We start from the raw sequence: 14,741 nt of genomic DNA, 5'->3' as shown, positions 1-14,741 counted from the left end.
CTTTATTTGAAATAAAACAACTATGTCATCGCATAACGAATCAATATTAAGAGAACCATTAATGACCGGTAAGGACATCACGTATGCACAAATTACGGATGATATCTTACTACCGGTTGAAAATAAACCCAACAAAGCTTGGTGGATTGGATTTATTGTAGCCTGTGTAGGAGCTAGCTTATGGGTTATTAGCGTTGGATACACGTTCTGGACGGGTATCGGTGCTTGGGGTCTAAACAAAACAGTAGGTTGGGCATGGGATATCACCGACTTCGTATGGTGGGTAGGTATCGGTCACGCCGGTACGCTTATCTCAGCCGTATTATTATTATTCCGTCAAAACTGGCGTAACTCCATCAACCGTTCTGCGGAAGCGATGACGATTTTCGCCGTTATCTGTGCCGCAACGTACGTTGTAGCGCACATGGGACGTCCTTGGTTAGCTTATTGGATTTTCCCACTTCCAAACCAATTCGGTTCTTTGTGGGTAAACTTTAACTCACCACTTGTATGGGATGCTTTCGCGATCTCTACATACTTCACGGTATCATTAGTATTCTGGTACTGTGGTTTATTACCAGATATCGCTTCAGTACGTGACCGTGCTACTGGTTTGAGAAGAAGAATCTATTCAATCTTCTCTTTCGGATGGAATGGTTCAGTAAAAACATGGCAACGTTTTGAAATCGTGTCCTTGATTTTGGCTGGTATTTCTACTCCACTTGTACTTTCGGTACACACTATCGTATCTATGGACTTTGCTACTTCGGTAATTCCAGGATGGCACACGACAATCTTCCCTCCATATTTCGTGGCAGGTGCGATTTTCTCGGGCTTCGCGATGGTACAAACATTATTATTAATCTTACGTAAAGTATTGAATTTTGAGCACTATATCACGATGTTCCACATTGAGTCTATGAACAAAATCATCATGACTACAGGTTCTATCGTAGGTGTTGCTTATTTGACTGAGTTATTTATTGCGTGGTATTCAGGTTCTGAATATGAGATGTATGCTTTCGCAAACCGTGTTGCTGGTCCTTACGCTTGGGCTTATTGGGCGATGATGACATGTAACGTAATCTCACCTCAGTTATTCTGGTTCAAAAAGATTCGTACAAGTATTCCTATTTCATGGGTATTGTCAATCATCGTAAACATTGGTATGTGGTTCGAACGTTTCGTAATTATCGTAACTTCATTACACCGTGATTACTTACCATCATCTTGGGCAATGTTCTACCCAACATGGACTGACGTTGGTATCTTTGTAGGTTCAATTGGTTTATTCTTCGTATTATTCTTATTGTTCTTACGTTTCTTACCAGGTATCGCAATCGCAGAGGTTAAGTTATTATTGAAAAGTTCTAGCTTACAACATAAAACTAAATTGGTACAAGAAGGTGCTTTCCCTGAGGATCAAGTTGAATTCTTCAAAGGATCATTGGAAAAATACGATTCAGTTTCACAAGAGGACATTAACGCATTACGTAAAAAATAACAGCAATGAGCAATACAAAATATATACTAGGTAGTTTTGCTGATCCTGATGATTTGATGCACGGGATTGAAAAATTGCAAGCAAATAATATTAGCATATACGACTGTTTTACGCCTATGCCGATTCACGGAATCGAAGCTAAATTGGGTGTGAAGCCTTCGAGATTACCTATCGCAGCCTTCTGTTTTGGTGCTTTGGGTACTACATTAGGATTTAGCTTATTATACTATACCATGGCTTATGATTGGCCAATGAATATCGGTGGTAAGCCATCATTACCATTACCTAACTTTGTACCGGTAACATTTGAGGTGACGATCTTGTTATGTGCATTAGGTATGGTAGCGACTTTCTTCTTCCGCAATCATTTATTTCCAGGACGCGCGCCACGCGTTATGGATTTGAGAGCTACGGACGATCGTTTCATTTTGGCAGTTGATGCACGTGAAAATACAGATCATGCTTTAGTAGATTCTTTATTAAAAGAAGCTGGAGCAGTAGAGGTTAAATACAATGAAAGAAAATATGTTAGTTATGAATAAGAAGAATTTTCTTGGCGCTGTATGTATGGCTGTAGCTTTCGCAGCAGTAACTACTGCTTGTGGAGATGGTACTACGCGTAGCACAGGTTTGGAATTTTCGCGTAATATGTACGATCCGTTAGCATACAATCCAGATCAGCCAAACAATAATTTCAAAAATAAACAAACAGCTCAAACTCCTCCTGCAGGTACATTACCTCAAGGTTTCGAAAGATTTGCTGCTGAATATTCAAATACACCAGAGGATTACCAAAGAGCGGGAGCGGAGTTAACTAACCCACTTCCTGTGAATGAGGAAAACTTAGCGCAAGGACAACACTTATACTTAGTAAACTGTGCAGTATGTCACGGTAAAGAAGGTAAAGGTGACGGTTCTATTACTAAAGATCGTTCGGTGACAGATTCGAGAGGTACTCGTCAGTTAGAGAACTTCCCTAATCCTCCAGCTTACACAAGATCAGGTGGAGCGAATTCATCAAGAGGTGGATTAATGGCAGATTTGACTGCTGGTAAAATTTATCATACTATTTACTACGGTTTGAATACAATGGGATCACATGCATCTCAATTGAATCCAGAAGAGCGTTGGAAAGTAGTTATGTATGTTCAAGAATTACAAAAGAAATAATCTAACATCAATTTAATAAATGGGAACTCACAATCATCATCACGATTATAATTTCAGCGAGCAATATACATTTGCTGGTACAGCGAAGATTGTTAGCTTGGTTGCTGTTGTATTAGGTGTTGCTACCATTGCATATGGTTTGTCCACAGGAGATACAACTCGCACATTCGCCAATCTACTATTGATGGGATATTATTTTGCTTGTGTATGTGCTGCCGGTGCTTTCTTTATCGCACTTCAGATGGTAACTCAATCTGGTTGGTCAGCAGGTATGCTTCGCATTCCTCAAGCAATGGCTAGTGTATTACCTATTGCAGCTGTAGTTTTATTAATCATCGCGGCAGGAGGTATTTATACACATACATTGTACCACCACTGGACTGCGCCAGAATTATTCGATCCAAATAGCCCACATTATGACGCTTTGGTAGCTGGTAAATCTGCCTTTTTAAACATCCCTGGATTCTTTATCCGTCAGGTATTGTTTATGGGTACTTACAGCATCTTTGCTTTCATCATTGCTAAGTTGTCTTATAAAGAAGATTTAGAAGGTGGTCTTAATTCATACAAGAAAAGCTTCAAATTGTCAGCTATTTTCTTAGTAATCTTTGGTTTCACTACACCTATCTGGTCATTTGATACTATCATGTCATTAGAGGCCCACTGGTTCTCTACAATGTTCGGATGGTACAATTTTGCAGCTATGTGGGTTAGTGGTATTGCTGCTATCGTAGTAATCTTAGTATTATTGAAAAAAGCTGGATATATGGCATGGGTAAATGAGAATCACTTACATGACTTAGGTAAGTTAATGTTCGGTTTCTCTATCTTCTGGACTTATGTTTGGTTTGCACAATTCATGTTGATTTGGTATTCAAACATTCCTGAAGAAACTGTTTACTTCTACAAACGTTGGGAACCTGAATACAAACCATGGTTCTGGTTAAGCATCATCATCAACTTCTTATCACCATTGTTGATATTAGTAGATAGAGACGCTAAACGTAAGCAAAACATCATGTTGTTCACTGCAATCTTATTATTGTGTGGACACTGGTTAGACTACTATATTATGATCATGCCTGGTACAGTTGAAACAGATAGAGGTTTTGGAATTATAGAAATTGGTACAGCTATCGGATTTGCAGGTTTATTTACTTTCTTAGTATTGAATAAAATCAGTAAACATCCATTAGCGGCTAAACATCATCCATTCCTTGATGAAAGTTTAAACCATCAGATTTAATATAGAATTGAAAGAAGTTACGTTCAAACGTTTATATAAGAAATGAATTTAAAAATTAATAACGGGTTTAAATCCATAGCGGGTTTACTACTTTTAATCAGCTTATTTTTTGCGGCGCCAGTATCGGCTTTGCAAAATGATTCAACAGTAGTTGACACAACAGTGGTAGCAGATGTAGCTGCTACCACTGCTGCGGCAACTGTTGATAGTACAGCAGCAGATTCATCAGCAACAGCAACTGTGGCTGCGGATGATGCCAGTACTACTACTACAGCGACAGCTAAGGCAGAAGAAGTAAAGAAAATAGATCCTCAAGTCTATAAGAACTTCTTTTACTATGTATTATTGTTTTTAGTTCTTTGTACTATCGTTGCTGTTATTGGCAAAATTCATTCAGTCTATGTATTGACTAGAAAAATGAATGGTAAGTACAACGAGTATGGTAACAATAATCTACAAGCTGTATTGTTCCTTATTTTCTTAGTTGTATTCTTAGGTTTTGTTTACTATGGATATGATGTATGGGGCAGTTGGGCTTGGAGAGATGCTGTAACTGAGCATGGTAAAGACATTGACCGCATGTTTATGATTACTTTAGTGATTATTACAGTGGTTTTAGTTTTGACTCACATTGTTTTATTAGGCTTCACATACATTTATAGAGCTAGAGCAAAACGTCAAGCTTATTACTATCCACACAATGATGCTATCGAAAGATTATGGACAATCGTTCCAGCGGTAGTATTGACTGTATTAGTATTGTTTGGTTTCTTTACTTGGAGATCAATTACTAACGTACCAGAAGAATTGCAAAAGGAAGCTATTCAAATTGAAGTATTGGCAGAGCAATTCAAATGGAATATTCGTTACCCAGGTACTGATGGTCAAATTGGTAAACGTAATTACAAATTGACTACGCCTACTAACCCTTACGGTATTGATTTCAATGACAAATCTTCTTGGGATGATTTACAACCACAAGACATTGTTATTCCTGTAAATAAATCGGTACGTTTCCACATTATTTCAAAGGATATTATTCACTCATTCTTTATTCCTGATTTCCGTGTTCAAATCAACGCAGTACCAGGTATGACAAACTACTTCCAATTCACTCCAACAGTGACTACAGAAGAGATGCGTGATAAAATGAATGATCCTAGCTACGATTACATTATGTTATGTAACAAAATCTGTGGTGAAGGTCACTATAACATGGGTAAAAAAGTTATCGTTGTTACAGAAGCTGAATATAAAGAGTGGTTAGCAAAACAAGGCAAATACTTTACAGAAGATTTGCAAAAAGAGTTTGCGAGTAACAATGTATCAGAAGGTGTGAAAACAGCTTCATTAAATTAATTATAGAAGATTTTTTATAAAGTAATATGTCAAGTACAGTTATATCACACGACGCAGCTCATCATGATGCACATGGTCATCACCATGAGACGTTCCTAACTAAATATATATTTAGTGGGGATCACAAGATGATTGCGAAGCAATTCTTGATCACGGGTATCATTATGGCAGTTTTTGCCATGACATTATCTCTATTGTTCCGTATCCAATTAGCTTGGCCGGACAAAGAGTTCCCTATCTTAGAAGTATTCTTAGGTAAATGGGCTGAAGGTGGTCGTATTAAACCAGATTTCTTTTTATCATTAGTTACTATTCACGGTACAATGATGGTATTCTTCGTATTGACTGCGGGTTTATCAGGTACATTCAGTAACTTATTAATTCCATATCAAATTGGTGCACGTGATATGGCGTCTCCATTGATGAACATGTTATCATACTGGTTCTTCTTTGTAGCGTGTGTTATCATGGTAGCTTCTTTCTTTGTTGAAAGTGGTCCTGCATCACCAGGTTGGACAATTTATCCTCCACTTTCTGCTGTTCCTACAGCGATCGCTGGTTCGGGATTAGGTATGACATTATGGTTGATCAGTATGACATTGTTCATCGCTTCTCAGGTATTGGGTGGTGTGAACTATATTTCTACTATTTTAAATATGCGTACTAAGGGTATGGATCTTTGGAAAATGCCTTTAACTATTTGGGCGTTCTTCTTAACTGCTATCGTGGGTTTGTTATCATTCCCAGTATTGGTATCAGCAGTAGTATTATTGATCTTTGACCGTTCAGTAGGTACATCATTCTATTTATCAGACTTAGTAGTTCAAGGTCAGATCTTACCTAATGAAGGTGGTTCTCCAATCTTGTTCCAACACTTATTCTGGTTCTTAGGTCACCCAGAGGTATATATCGTAGTTATGCCTGCATTAGGTTTGACTTCCGAAGTTATCTCTACAAACTCACGTAAACCAATCTTCGGTTACCACGCGATGGTTTACTCTTTAGTAGGTATTACAGTATTATCATTCATCGTATGGGGTCACCACATGTTCGTGACTGGTATGAACCCTTTCTTAGGAGGTGTTTTCATGATCACTACGTTGATTATCGCTGTACCATCTGCCGTTAAATCATTCAACTACATGGCAACATTATGGAGAGGTAATATCCGTTTCACTCCAGCAATGATGTTTGCTATCGGTATGGTTTCATTCTTCATCTCAGGTGGTTTGACAGGTTTATTCTTAGGTAACGCAGCTTTAGATATCAATTTACACGATACATATTTCGTAGTAGCTCACTTCCACTTGGTAATGGGTTCTGCATCTATCTTTGGTATGTTGTGTGGTGTTTACCACTGGTACCCAAAAATGTTCGGTAGAATGATGAACGAGAAGTTAGGTTACTTCCACTTCTGGTTGACATTCATTGGCGCTTACTTGGTATTCTTCCCAATGCACTTCATGGGTGTTGATGGTGTTCCACGTCGTTACTATGCGTTCACAGAGTTCGCTTTCATGGAAAAATGGATGTCTGTAAACTTATTAGTTACTTGGGCTGCTATTATCGCAGGTGTTGGACAAGTTGCTTTCTTAGTTAACTTCTTCGGATCTATTTTCTGGGGTAAGAAAGCTACTCAAAACCCTTGGAACTCAAATACATTAGAGTGGACTACTCCAGTAGAGCATATCCACGGTAACTGGCCAGGAGAAATCCCTACAGTATATCGTTGGCCTTATGACTACAGTAAACCAGGTCACAACGAGGATTTTATCCCTCAAACTGTACCATTCTCTGAAACAATGAGCTCGAATATGCCTCATGATTTCGAAGGAAATGAAGAAGCTATTCGTATTCAAGAGCAATGGAATAAAGAAAATAATAGAGTAGTAGAAGGTTAGGTTTATCCTACCTTCTATTCCTTACATTTTGACAGATATAAATAGTGAGTGTAATGTATCCAGCTGGTGAGAAGAGATTTATAAATGTTAATAGATTTACTATTATCGTTTTGTTTCTTGTTATTATCGCTGGTGGAGTAGTAAGAAGTACCGGTTCAGGAATGGGATGTCCAGACTGGCCTAAGTGTTTCAACCGAATTGTTCCGCCAACAAGTGTTAGTCAATTACCTGAAGGGTATGAGCAACATTATATTGAGGGACGTGTAAAGAAGAATGAGCGATTTGCGAAAATCATTGATTTCTTTGGATACTCCAAGATGGCAGATAGGATTCGTCATGATAAATCTATTTTGGAACATGAAGAATTTAATGCCGCTAAAACATGGACAGAATATATTAATAGGTTAGTTGGAGTTTTAGCTGGATTCGCATTATTATTCACAGCCGTTTATTCATTCATTTATATCAAATCAAAACCCTCCATTGTTATTTGGAGTGTTCTTAATGTGTTCTTTGTAATTTTTCAAGCATGGTTAGGGTCAATAGTAGTTTCGACGAATTTGATGCCTTGGATTATTACTACGCACATGCTGTTGGCATTATTAATAGTTGGTGTGAGTATTTACACTTTCTATTCGGCTACTACATTGCGTAATAAGACCATTTTGGTTAATTATCCTTCTACTGGACTCAAAGCAATAGCTTTATTTTCTTTAGTGATTACATTAGTACAGGTTGTATTTGGTACTGAAGTTAGAGAAACCATTGATCATTTTAATGCAGAAGGACTATTAGCTCGAGACCAATGGATTGATGCTATAGGAAGTAATTATTTTATCCATAGGATATTAGCTTATGTGACATTGTTAATTACTGTTGTGTTTTTCTTCTTAGTGAAGAATAGATTCAGTAAATCGTCAATTCAAAGTCAATATGCATGGGTAATCTTAATATTAGTACTTATACAAATGTTGTCTGGAATTATATTAGCTAGATTTGCAGTTCCAGCTTTTGCACAGACAACGCATTTAGTAATTGCGAGTTTGTTTTTCGGAGCACAGTATTATTTGATGCTTTTGATGACGAAGCTGAAAAGATAGATAATAAGGTTATTATCTAGGATGGAAAAGGAGAAAGAGTAGTCAAATGAAAACTTTTATTTCGGATTTTAACAAGCTTGTAAAATTACGACTTACGTTAACTGTTGTGTTTTCTGCATCTATATCATTTTTGATAGGAGCGAAGCAGCAGGGTGATATCATGTGGTTCAATTGGTTATTATTAACGATTGGCGGATTTTTGGTAACAGGAGCAGCGAATGGATTTAATGAAATAATTGAAAAAGACATTGACAAATTGATGAAACGTACAATGGATCGTCCCTTGCCGGCAGAAAGAATGACCACAGGTCAGGCTTTAGTGTTGAGCTTATTTATGGGAATTCTAGGGACGTTAGTGTTAGTGAAGCTAAATTTCATTGCAGGTCTTTTGTCTGTATTTTCAATTTTTTTATACGCATTCGTATACACACCATTAAAACCTAAATCTAGAATAGCGGTATTTATAGGAGCAATACCTGGAGCATTACCTCCACTTATTGGCTACTTTGCAGCGTTCGAGTCTTTGGGATTTGGTTTAGCGTATGCTTCAGTAAGCGAGTCTGCTATTATCATAACGCCTTTTATTTTATTCTTAGTTCAGTTTTTCTGGCAATATCCACATTATTGGGCTATTGCTTGGGTAGCGGACGAAGATTACAAAAGAGCTGGTATCAATTTATTACCAAGTTTGAAAAAGAATAAAGCATCTGCGATATTTATTTTTGTATCAGCCTTATTGATGATTCCTGTAGGATTTTTGCCTATGTATTTCGGATTCGGAGGTTGGATATTCACGATAGTATCTTTATTGGGCGGATTAGCTTTTACTTGGTATGGATACAAACATCTTGTAGAACTTAAAGATGAATCGGCTAAAAAGGTGATGTACATATCGTTTTTGTATTTACCGTTGACACAATTAGTATTACTTTTTGATTTTATTCCTTTTAAATAATATAAATGGGAGCTAACGAAATAAAGTTGGAAGAGCAACAAAAGCAATTTAAAGCCAAGAAATTCAATCTTTGGTTGGGTATGATTGGTATGTTTATGATGTTTGCGGCGCTTTCAAGTGGTTTTATCGTTTACACAGCAAGTGGTGTTGATAAAGGAATTAAGACCATATTACCTCAAATGTTCATTTACAGTACTATAGTAATTTTGGTAAGTAGTTTGACATTGCATTTAGCTTTTAAAGCAGCTAAAGCGGGCGAACTCGCAAAACAAAAGCTATTATTGGTAGTAACTATCGTTTTAGGTATAGTGTTCTTTATATTACAGGTACAATCTTGGGGAGTTTTGACAGAGCAGGGCGTGTATTTTATTAATAACAATGCATCTCAATCGTTCATCTATATCTTCACTGGATTACACTTAGCGCACATTATCGCTGGTATTATTGTATTGATTACTGCATTTTTTTGTGCTAAGCCATCAATTGCCACCGAGAAGAATGTGTTTAGAATGGATCTAGCTGCAATTTTTTGGCATTTTCTAGATCTTTTATGGATTTATATATATGTTTTCTTACTTTTGAATCAATAATAGTAAACAATGAGTACAACAACTGTATCGCAATTGGATAAGGTAAAAGACGGACCATGGTCAGGTGGTAAGTCGCCTTGGAATTTAGAGTATGGAAAAATCATGATGTGGTTTTTCTTAGTATCAGATGCATTTACATTTTCAGCATTCTTAATTTATTACGGTGCTCAAAAATTTGCGCAACCTACATGGATTGATGCGGATAAAATCTTCCAATCTGTACCAGGTTTAGCAGAGTCAGGACAACCTTTAGTTTTCGTAGGTATCATGACTTTCATCTTGATTATGTCATCTGTAACTATGGTATTAGCTGTAGAGGCAGGACATAGAAATTCAAAACAAGAAGTAGTAAAATGGATGTTGTGGACTATCTTAGGTGGTTTGGCTTTCGTAGGATGTCAAGCTATTGAGTGGACTCACTTACATCACCAAGGATTCTGGTTTGGCCAAAACCCAGCAACAGGTTTGACAGATCCAGACGCTATTGCAGCAGCATTACAACCTTATTTCTCTAAAGAAATTTCGTATACAGCAGCATTGCAATTTTCTAACTTATTCTTCACTATTACTGGTTTCCACGGTTTCCACGTATCGATTGGTATTTTATTAAATATCATTGTTCTTTGTATGACATTGAATAATACGTTCGAAAACAGAGGTACTTATTTAATGGTTGAAAAAGTAGGTCTTTACTGGCACTTTGTGGATTTAGTGTGGGTATTCGTATTTACATTCTTCTACTTAATCTAATTGTTGACTAATATTTTTATAAATTGAAAATGGCACATCACGATCATATAGCTACACACGATGCTCACGAGCACGGCGAAGGCATGGACAAAAAACGTATTTGGAGTGTATTCTTTGTATTGTTAGCATTAACTGCATTAGAATTCTTAATCGCGTTAGGTTTTGTTCACCACTGGGGTATTTTACAAAAAGGCGCTTTAGTTAATACTATTTATATCGTATTGACATTAGTAAAGGCATATTATATCGTAGCATTCTTCATGCACTTAAAGTTTGAAAAATCAAGCTTTATTGTGACTTGTGGTATCGTATTTTTATTCATCATTTATTTCATCGTATTGATGTTAGTAGAAGGTGGATATTTATTGACGCACTTGCAAGAACACGCGCTTTACCCTAATAACTAGAAATGAATAATATCTCTAAAAAGAGAAATATATCGACTATCATAATCCTGGCTATAGTACTAATTGTGCCAGGATTTTTGTATATAGCACTCAATAAAATTGGTTCAAATCAGTATTTGAAATTACCAATTTATGGTGAAAAGGTATTAACTGGTAAGATGAACCGCAAAATGGGTCGTGAAATACCAGATACTTTATACCATCATGTACCTTCTCTTGCTTTAGTAAATGCTAAAGGCGATCCTACACCATTTTTAAATAGTGATACTGTTGTCACTGTAGTACATTTATTTAGTGCAAAAGATGAAGGATTGTCAAAGACTCTATTGAGCAACTTAAAACCTGTAGTGGATCGTTTTAAGAATATTCAAAAAGTTAAGTTTTATTCGATTTCGCTGAATGAGAAAGAATTAAATGTAGATATAGCAAGTATTCAGCAATTGTATGCCAAGGATTATCCAAATACATGGTTTATCGTACGTCCTGATTCATCCATCTTTGAATATGTACAAAAGAATTTTTTAATCGATGCACATGCTAATCCTGATGATACGTATTCTTTTAGTAACAATTATTTATTAATTGATACAGAAGGTCGAATCCGTGGGTTTTATGATATTAATCAAAATAAGGAAATGGAGCGTTTGCAAGATGAAATTAAAGTTCAGCTTGTAGAAGAAGCGCGTAATAATCCATTAAAAGTAGAAAAGAAATAATATGGCGATGACTCAAGAAGAGAAAAAGTACAAAGGTATTATATGGACTTTATCTGTTGTTATTCCTTTAGCAGTAGCTGCATTGTTTGGAGTGAATTTACGTAAAATGGGTTACGATGTAGAACCATTGTCTTTTTTACCTCCGATATACGCGACTATCAATGGATTGACAGCTGTTCTGTTAGTTTGGGCTGTTTCAGCAATCAAAAAGGGTAATGCGAAGTTACATGAAACCTTGATCAAACTTTGTATGGTTTGTTCGTCGTTATTTCTACTGATGTATGTAGCCTATCATATGACTTCTGATTCCACATCTTATGGAGGAGAAGGTCTCATTCGATATGTATACTTCTTTATTCTAATTACGCATATCGTTCTTTCTGTAGTTATTATTCCTTTTGTATTGTTTACATTTATAAGAGGAATTGCGGGAGCTTACGAAAGACACAAAAAATTAGCTCGAATTACTTACCCGATGTGGTTATACGTAGCAGTTACTGGTGTTGTAGTATACCTTATGATTTCACCTTATTATAATCATTAATACGATGGCTAGAGTTTGGATTTATCAGGCAGACCGGTTTTTAACCGAATCGGAAGCTAATGAAATTAAGGAGTTAGCAGAACATTTTGTGTCTTCATGGACAGCACATGGATCTGCTTTGGCAGGTAAAGTAGCTGTGTTGGATAATCTATTTCTAATATTGGAAGTAGATGAAGAAGTGGCTGATGTAACTGGATGTTCGATTGATAAGTCTGTTCATTTTATTAAAGCGTTAGGTGAGAAGTTTAGTATTGATTTCTTTGACCGAATGCGTGTTTCTTACATAAATGCTGATGGACAATTGCAATTAGCTAGCAGAGAGCAATTTCAACAATTAGTGAAAGAAGGAGTTGTTACTTCGGATACTATCGTTTATAATAACTTGATTCAAAATACGGAAGAACTTGAATCCAACTGGAAAATCCCATTTTCTCAAAGTTGGCATAGCAAAGTTTTCTAAAAGGAAAAGCTATAAATTAACAAAGGCTGTACAAATTTTGTACAGCCTTTTGTCTTTTATAATGTAATGTTAGGGGCAGCGGATAATATTTCTTCGCTCGCTTGATCTTCGTATTGTTTGAAATTGTTTACAAAGAGCTTTGCTAAAGCTAAAGCTTGTTTGTCATATGCATCAGTATCAGTCCAGGTAGTGCGAGGATTCAATACTTCTGGAGGTACGCCTGGACATGACTGCGGTTTTAGTACGCCGAAAATAGCATGAGGAACATACTCTACATTATCTAATTCCCCACGCATTGCAGCATTGACCATGGCGCGAGTGTATTTTAAGTTCATGCGTTTGCCTTCACCAAATTTTCCTCCGGTCCAGCCGGTGTTAATCAACCATACGTTTACATCAGGGTGTTGTTCTAGTTTTTTACCTAACAGTTCTGCATATTGTGTAGGATGTAGAGGTAAGAATACACGACCGAAACATGCAGAAAAAGTAGTTTGAGGTTCTGTGATGCCCACCTCAGTTCCAGCTACTTTCGCTGTATATCCAGAAATAAAATGATACATGGCTTGCGCTTTTGTCAATTTTGATATTGGAGGCAATATGCCAAAAGCATCACATGTTAAGAAGAATATATTCTTTGGAATATACCCCAGAGACGGCTGTTTCGCATTTGGAATATAGTCTATGGGATAAGCAACACGTGTATTCTCAGTTAGGTTCGTATTGCTAAAATCTACAACATTACTTTTTTCGTAAAAGGAAACGTTTTCTAATAAAGCACCCGGTTTAATTGCGCCATATATTTCAGGTTCTTTTTCTGCACTCAAATCCACTACTTTAGCATAGCAACCACCTTCAAAGTTGAATACCGAATTGTCTGCCCAACCATGTTCGTCGTCACCAATCAATGCGCGGTTAGCATCAGCAGAAAGCGTTGTTTTACCTGTACCACTTAAACCAAAGAATAAAGAAACATCTCCATCTTTACCTTCATTGGCCGAACAGTGCATAGGTAGTATATTATGTTCGTGAGGAAGTATAAAATTCAGTACAGAGAAAATACCTTTTTTCATTTCTCCAGTATAGGCTGAGCCTCCAATTAATATAATTTTCTTGGTGAAAGAAACGATAGTAAAGTTAGGAGAGCGAGTGCCATCGATTGCAGGATTAGCTTCAAAATCAGGATTTTGAAGAATTACCCATTCATGCTCGAAACTTTTTAGTTCTTCATCAGATGGAGTGATAAAAAGATTATTGCAAAATAGATTTGCCCAAGGTCTTGTATTGATAACTGTTACATTGATTTGGTATCTTGGATCCGCACCAGCATAACATTTTCTTGCCCACACTTCTTTATTAGCAAATGAATCTTTCATCTTTTGATAAAGATTCTCAAAGATTTCTTCCGAAATTGGGATATTGACATCTCCCCAATCTATAGTATTGATGGTTAAATCATCTTTAACAATGAATTTGTCTTTTGGCGACCGGCCTGTAAATTTTCCTGTCTCTACACATAATGCACCAAGATCGTTCAGTTTTCCTTGTCCAAGATCTAAAGTTTGCTGTGTAAGTTCTTGATTAGATAAATTCCAATAAACCTTTTTTGCTTGACTTTCTACTTGAAGTATATCTTCCGCTATGTGGTTTGTCCCTATTTCCATACGCTCAGTTATCATAATTTTGAATTATGGCACTAAGGTAGGTAGTTATAAAATGCAGAAATTAACTTCTATTATTTTTACGAAAATTACTATAATATCTTAGATTCGTTATGTTTTTTAGATTTTAGAAAAAATATTTTTGTTATTCACTTTTTAAAAGTCTAAAAGACTTAATAAAAATCTAATTTTCCATTCTTTTTCTAAGGGTAAAAGAATCCTTAATATGACAAAATATGTTTATTTTTATAAAACGGAGCGTAAAAACCACAGGTCTTTAGCCTGTTGGATGTAAGCGACTAACCCTGATTGAGAATATACTCACGAATAGTATCAGGAGATGCTTCACCTATTGAACAAACAAAATAACCATCAGACTAA

The 14,741-nt window shown here is 36.4% G+C and carries 15 protein-coding genes; 14 read left to right on the top strand and 1 reads right to left on the bottom strand.

Annotated elements, in window-relative coordinates; all coding sequences use genetic code 11:
* Nucleotides 1-22 precede the first annotated feature (22 nt).
* From nrfD to G5B32_RS09050, 14 genes are read left to right on the top strand one after another with little or no spacing between them, the layout of a single operon-like run.
* Nucleotides 23-1,504, top strand: coding sequence for an NrfD/PsrC family molybdoenzyme membrane anchor subunit (gene nrfD / locus G5B32_RS09115; protein WP_165291235.1), 1,482 nt, complete (start codon nucleotides 23-25; stop codon nucleotides 1,502-1,504).
* Between the two features lie 5 nt (nucleotides 1,505-1,509).
* A complete protein-coding gene (locus G5B32_RS09110) occupies nucleotides 1,510-2,046 on the top strand; it encodes a DUF3341 domain-containing protein (RefSeq protein ID WP_165291234.1) in 537 nt (178 codons plus the stop codon).
* Complete coding sequence (locus tag G5B32_RS09105) at nucleotides 2,039-2,674, top strand: cytochrome c (RefSeq protein ID WP_317166099.1); 636 nt, start codon at nucleotides 2,039-2,041, stop codon at nucleotides 2,672-2,674. The genes G5B32_RS09110 and G5B32_RS09105 overlap by 8 nt, the downstream gene beginning before the upstream one ends.
* A 19-nt stretch (nucleotides 2,675-2,693) precedes the next feature.
* A complete protein-coding gene (locus G5B32_RS09100; protein WP_165291232.1) occupies nucleotides 2,694-3,920 on the top strand; it encodes a quinol:cytochrome C oxidoreductase in 1,227 nt (408 codons plus the stop codon).
* Between the two features lie 42 nt (nucleotides 3,921-3,962).
* The gene (locus G5B32_RS09095; RefSeq protein ID WP_165291231.1) at nucleotides 3,963-5,279 is read left to right on the top strand and encodes a cytochrome c oxidase subunit II; all 1,317 of its coding nucleotides are present in this window, start codon (nucleotides 3,963-3,965) and stop codon (nucleotides 5,277-5,279) included.
* Nucleotides 5,280-5,305: 26 nt separating this feature from the next.
* The gene (locus G5B32_RS09090; protein ID WP_190301437.1) at nucleotides 5,306-7,180 is read left to right on the top strand and encodes a cbb3-type cytochrome c oxidase subunit I; all 1,875 of its coding nucleotides are present in this window, start codon (nucleotides 5,306-5,308) and stop codon (nucleotides 7,178-7,180) included.
* Between the two features lie 53 nt (nucleotides 7,181-7,233).
* Nucleotides 7,234-8,280, top strand: coding sequence for a COX15/CtaA family protein (locus G5B32_RS09085; protein WP_165291261.1), 1,047 nt, complete (start codon nucleotides 7,234-7,236; stop codon nucleotides 8,278-8,280).
* 46 nt (nucleotides 8,281-8,326) lie between these two features.
* Nucleotides 8,327-9,235, top strand: coding sequence for a heme o synthase (gene cyoE, locus G5B32_RS09080; RefSeq protein WP_165291230.1), 909 nt, complete (start codon nucleotides 8,327-8,329; stop codon nucleotides 9,233-9,235).
* 5 nt (nucleotides 9,236-9,240) lie between these two features.
* Nucleotides 9,241-9,825 (top strand): heme-copper oxidase subunit III, encoded by a 585-nt coding sequence (locus G5B32_RS09075; RefSeq protein ID WP_165291229.1) that lies wholly within the window; start codon nucleotides 9,241-9,243, stop codon nucleotides 9,823-9,825.
* Between the two features lie 9 nt (nucleotides 9,826-9,834).
* Nucleotides 9,835-10,575: a cytochrome c oxidase subunit 3 gene (locus G5B32_RS09070; RefSeq protein ID WP_165291228.1), complete on the top strand. Its 741-nt coding sequence runs from the start codon at nucleotides 9,835-9,837 to the stop codon at nucleotides 10,573-10,575.
* Nucleotides 10,576-10,604: 29 nt separating this feature from the next.
* Nucleotides 10,605-10,982 (top strand): cytochrome C oxidase subunit IV family protein, encoded by a 378-nt coding sequence (locus G5B32_RS09065; RefSeq protein WP_165291227.1) that lies wholly within the window; start codon nucleotides 10,605-10,607, stop codon nucleotides 10,980-10,982.
* A 2-nt stretch (nucleotides 10,983-10,984) separates the two neighbouring features.
* Nucleotides 10,985-11,698, top strand: a complete 714-nt coding sequence (locus tag G5B32_RS09060) for a photosynthetic protein synthase I (protein WP_165291226.1) — start codon at nucleotides 10,985-10,987, stop codon at nucleotides 11,696-11,698.
* 1 nt (nucleotide 11,699) lies between these two features.
* Nucleotides 11,700-12,242, top strand: a complete 543-nt coding sequence (locus tag G5B32_RS09055; RefSeq protein WP_165291225.1) for a DUF420 domain-containing protein — start codon at nucleotides 11,700-11,702, stop codon at nucleotides 12,240-12,242.
* 4 nt (nucleotides 12,243-12,246) lie between these two features.
* Nucleotides 12,247-12,702: an NAD-glutamate dehydrogenase gene (locus G5B32_RS09050; RefSeq protein ID WP_165291224.1), complete on the top strand. Its 456-nt coding sequence runs from the start codon at nucleotides 12,247-12,249 to the stop codon at nucleotides 12,700-12,702.
* A 56-nt stretch (nucleotides 12,703-12,758) separates the two neighbouring features.
* On the opposite strand, the gene pckA is transcribed toward G5B32_RS09050, so the two are convergent.
* Nucleotides 12,759-14,378, bottom strand: a complete 1,620-nt coding sequence (gene pckA, locus G5B32_RS09045) for a phosphoenolpyruvate carboxykinase (ATP) (protein ID WP_240899035.1) — start codon at nucleotides 14,376-14,378, stop codon at nucleotides 12,759-12,761.
* Nucleotides 14,379-14,741: the final 363 nt, after the last annotated feature.

This window comes from Sphingobacterium sp. SGL-16, assembly GCF_011043515.1.
GTDB lineage: Bacteria > Bacteroidota > Bacteroidia > Sphingobacteriales > Sphingobacteriaceae > Sphingobacterium > Sphingobacterium litopenaei.
This window is presented reverse-complemented; position numbering and strand designations above follow the sequence as displayed.

Bases quoted from the DNA above. Each gene is read 5' to 3' on its own strand.
- nrfD (WP_165291235.1), top strand. From the start codon at position 23: ATGTCATCGCATAACGAATCAATATTAAGAGAACCATTAATGACCGGT.
- G5B32_RS09110 (WP_165291234.1), top strand. From the start codon at position 1,510: ATGAGCAATACAAAATATATACTAGGTAGTTTTGCTGATCCTGATGAT.
- G5B32_RS09105 (WP_317166099.1), top strand. From the start codon at position 2,039: ATGAATAAGAAGAATTTTCTTGGCGCTGTATGTATGGCTGTAGCTTTC.
- G5B32_RS09100 (WP_165291232.1), top strand. From the start codon at position 2,694: ATGGGAACTCACAATCATCATCACGATTATAATTTCAGCGAGCAATAT.
- G5B32_RS09095 (WP_165291231.1), top strand. From the start codon at position 3,963: ATGAATTTAAAAATTAATAACGGGTTTAAATCCATAGCGGGTTTACTA.
- G5B32_RS09090 (WP_190301437.1), top strand. From the start codon at position 5,306: ATGTCAAGTACAGTTATATCACACGACGCAGCTCATCATGATGCACAT.
- G5B32_RS09085 (WP_165291261.1), top strand. From the start codon at position 7,234: ATGTATCCAGCTGGTGAGAAGAGATTTATAAATGTTAATAGATTTACT.
- cyoE (WP_165291230.1), top strand. From the start codon at position 8,327: ATGAAAACTTTTATTTCGGATTTTAACAAGCTTGTAAAATTACGACTT.
- G5B32_RS09075 (WP_165291229.1), top strand. From the start codon at position 9,241: ATGGGAGCTAACGAAATAAAGTTGGAAGAGCAACAAAAGCAATTTAAA.
- G5B32_RS09070 (WP_165291228.1), top strand. From the start codon at position 9,835: ATGAGTACAACAACTGTATCGCAATTGGATAAGGTAAAAGACGGACCA.
- G5B32_RS09065 (WP_165291227.1), top strand. From the start codon at position 10,605: ATGGCACATCACGATCATATAGCTACACACGATGCTCACGAGCACGGC.
- G5B32_RS09060 (WP_165291226.1), top strand. From the start codon at position 10,985: ATGAATAATATCTCTAAAAAGAGAAATATATCGACTATCATAATCCTG.
- G5B32_RS09055 (WP_165291225.1), top strand. From the start codon at position 11,700: ATGGCGATGACTCAAGAAGAGAAAAAGTACAAAGGTATTATATGGACT.
- G5B32_RS09050 (WP_165291224.1), top strand. From the start codon at position 12,247: ATGGCTAGAGTTTGGATTTATCAGGCAGACCGGTTTTTAACCGAATCG.
- pckA (WP_240899035.1), bottom strand. From the start codon at position 14,378: ATGATAACTGAGCGTATGGAAATAGGGACAAACCACATAGCGGAAGAT.